Below are 2991 nucleotides of genomic sequence, written 5' to 3' on the forward strand. Positions count from 1 at the left end.
TGGGCCTGGCGACAGAAGCGGGTGCTGAAGATTCGCGAAGGCTGCGATCTGATGCTCACGCTGTTTCCGTTTGAGGCCAAATTCTACGAAGAGAAGGGCGTGCCGGTGCGGTTCGTCGGGCACACCTTGGCCGATGCCATTCCGCTTGAAGCCGACCGCGCTGCTGCGCGGGCCGAGCTTGGCTTGCCTGACGGGCCGTTGGTTGCCCTGATGCCCGGCAGTCGTGGCGGCGAAGTGGGGCGTCTTGGTGCGTTGTTTCTGGACACGGCACAACGCCTGAGGGCGCTGCGTCCGGGCGTGCGATTCGTCGTACCTTGCGCCAACCCCCAACGCCGGGCGCAGCTTGAAGAGCTGTTGGCTGGCCGCGATCTGCCACTGACCTTGCTCGACGGCAAGTCGCATCTGGCCCTGGCCGCCTGCGATGCGGTATTGATCGCTTCCGGAACCGCGACCCTTGAAGCCTTGCTGTACAAGAGGCCGATGGTGGTGGCTTACCGCCTGGCACCGCTGACGTTCTGGATTCTCAAGCGCATGGTGAAAAGCCCCTACGTTTCCCTGCCGAACCTGCTGGCCCAGCGTTTGCTGGTGCCCGAGCTGCTGCAGGACGACGCGACCGTCGAAGCCCTGGCCCAGACCTTGTCGCCGCTGATCGAGGGTGGCGAAGAGCAGACCCGTGGTTTCGATGAGATTCACCGGACCCTTCGTCTGGACGCCTCCAACCAGGCGGCGGATGCCGTGCTCAACCTGATCGGCGAAGTACAATGAGTAAGAAAAGCATGCAGATGGGGCTGGATTTCTCCTTGGTCGCGGAAGCTGAAGAACTGGTAGCCGGTGTCGACGAAGTCGGCCGAGGTCCGCTCTGTGGTGCGGTGGTCACGGCTGCCGTGATTCTCGATCCGAATCGGCCGATCCTCGGCCTGAACGACTCGAAGAAACTCACCGAAGCCCGGCGCGAGAAGCTTTACGATGAGATCTGCGAAAAAGCCTTGAGCTGGTGCATCGCTCGCGCTGAAGTCGAAGAAATCGATGAGCTGAATATTCTGCACGCCACCATGCTGGCCATGCAGCGTGCCGTCGCCGGGCTGCATATCCAGCCGAAACTGGCGATGATCGATGGCAACCGCTGCCCGAAACTGCCGATGCGCGCCGAAGCGGTGGTACAGGGTGACGGCAAGGTGCCGGCCATCGCGGCAGCGTCGATTCTGGCCAAGGTCAGCCGTGACCGGGAAATGAGTGCATTCGAGTTGATCTATCCGGGTTATGGCATCGGCGGCCACAAAGGCTACCCGACACCCGTTCATCTGGAAGCGCTGGCACGCTTGGGGCCTACGCCTATTCACCGGCGTTCGTTCGCTCCGGTGCGTATGGCGTATGAGGCGTTGGAAATCGTCATAGAGAGCTAGTCGCAAGGCTGATTTTTTTTACCAAGGCCCGGTACAATCCGGGCCTTGTTGTTTTCATGTTCACAGACAGGATCACTATGCCGGCTTCATTCGTTCACCTACGCCTGCACACTGAATACTCCCTGGTCGACGGTCTGGTGCGGATCAAACCGCTGGTCAAGACCCTGGTCGGCATGAACATGCCCGCCGTTGCGGTCACCGACCAGAACAACATGTGTTCCCTGGTCAAATTCTATAAAAACGCCATGGGTGCCGGGATCAAGCCGATCTGCGGCGCCGACCTGTGGCTGTCGAACAAGGATCCGGACAACGCTCTGAGCCGGATCAGCCTGCTGGTGATGAACGCCGTGGGCTATCGCAACCTGACCGAGTTGATCTCCCGTGGCTTTATCGAGGGACAGCGCAATGGCTCGGTCATTGTCGAGCGCGAGTGGGTAGCCGAGGCCAGCGAAGGCCTGATCATGCTGTCGGCGGCCAAGGAAGGCGAAATCGGCCAGGCCATGCTCAGTGGCAACCCCGACGAAGCTGAAGCCCTGGCGCGGGAGTGGATGGCGGTATTCCCGGATCGCTTCTATCTGGAAATCCAGCGCACCAATCGGCCGAATGACGAAGAGCAACTGCACGGCGCCGTCGCCCTGGCCGAGAAGATCGGTGCGCCACTGGTGGCGACCAACGATGTGCGCTTTATCAAGCAGGAAGACTTCGCTGCCCACGAAACCCGCGTCTGTATCGGTGAGGGCCGCGCCCTGGACGATCCGCGGCGCTCGAAGAACTACAGCGATCAGCAATACCTCAAAAGCGCCGAGGAAATGGCCGAGCTGTTCAGCGACCTTCCCGAAGCGCTGGAAAACACTGTCGAGATCGCCAAGCGCTGCAATATCGAAGTGAAGCTGGGCACGCACTTCCTGCCCAACTTCCCGATCCCCGATGGCATGACCATCGATGAATATTTCCGCAAGGTGTCCTTCGATGGTCTGGAGGAACGGCTCGCCGTCCTGCTGCCCAAGGACACCACCGAAGACTACGAAGCCAAGCGCCAGGTCTATGTCGATCGGCTGAATTTCGAGCTGGATATCATCATCCAGATGGGGTTCCCCGGTTACTTCCTGATCGTGATGGACTTTATCCAGTGGGCCAAGAACAACGGCGTGCCGGTAGGGCCTGGCCGGGGGTCGGGTGCCGGGTCGCTGGTGGCCTACGTGCAGAAGATCACCGACCTCGACCCACTGGAATATGACCTGCTGTTCGAACGTTTCCTTAACCCGGAACGGGTTTCCATGCCCGACTTCGACGTCGACTTCTGCATGGACGGTCGCGACCGGGTCATCGACTACGTGGCCGAGAAGTACGGCCGCAACGCGGTAAGCCAGATCATCACCTTCGGTTCCATGGCGGCAAAAGCTGTGGTCCGCGATGTGGCGCGGGTGCAGGGCAAGTCCTATGGTCTGGCGGATCGTCTGTCGAAGATGATTCCGTTCGAAGTCGGCATGACCCTGGAAAAAGCCTACGAACAGGAAGAAATCCTGCGTGACTTCATCAAGGTCGATGAAGAGGCGGCGGAAATCTGGGAAATGGCGCGCAAGCTCGA

General features: G+C 60.3%; 3 protein-coding genes. All 3 read left to right on the forward strand.

The features are described from left to right. On the forward strand, positions 1–765 hold a 765-nt coding region (gene lpxB / locus D8V06_RS23065), incomplete at its 5' end, for a lipid-A-disaccharide synthase (protein WP_130931884.1). A gap of 11 nt (positions 766–776) precedes the next feature. Further along, positions 777–1403: a ribonuclease HII gene (rnhB, locus tag D8V06_RS23070; RefSeq protein ID WP_056856239.1), complete on the forward strand. Its 627-nt coding sequence runs from the start codon at positions 777–779 to the stop codon at positions 1401–1403. A 77-nt stretch (positions 1404–1480) separates the two neighbouring features. After that, positions 1481–2991: DNA polymerase III subunit alpha (gene dnaE / locus D8V06_RS23075; protein WP_130931886.1), on the forward strand; the 1511-nt coding region annotated here is incomplete at its 3' end.

The sequence above is a fragment of the Pseudomonas sp. Sample_24 genome, assembly GCF_004307605.1.
Taxonomy (GTDB): domain Bacteria; phylum Pseudomonadota; class Gammaproteobacteria; order Pseudomonadales; family Pseudomonadaceae; genus Aquipseudomonas.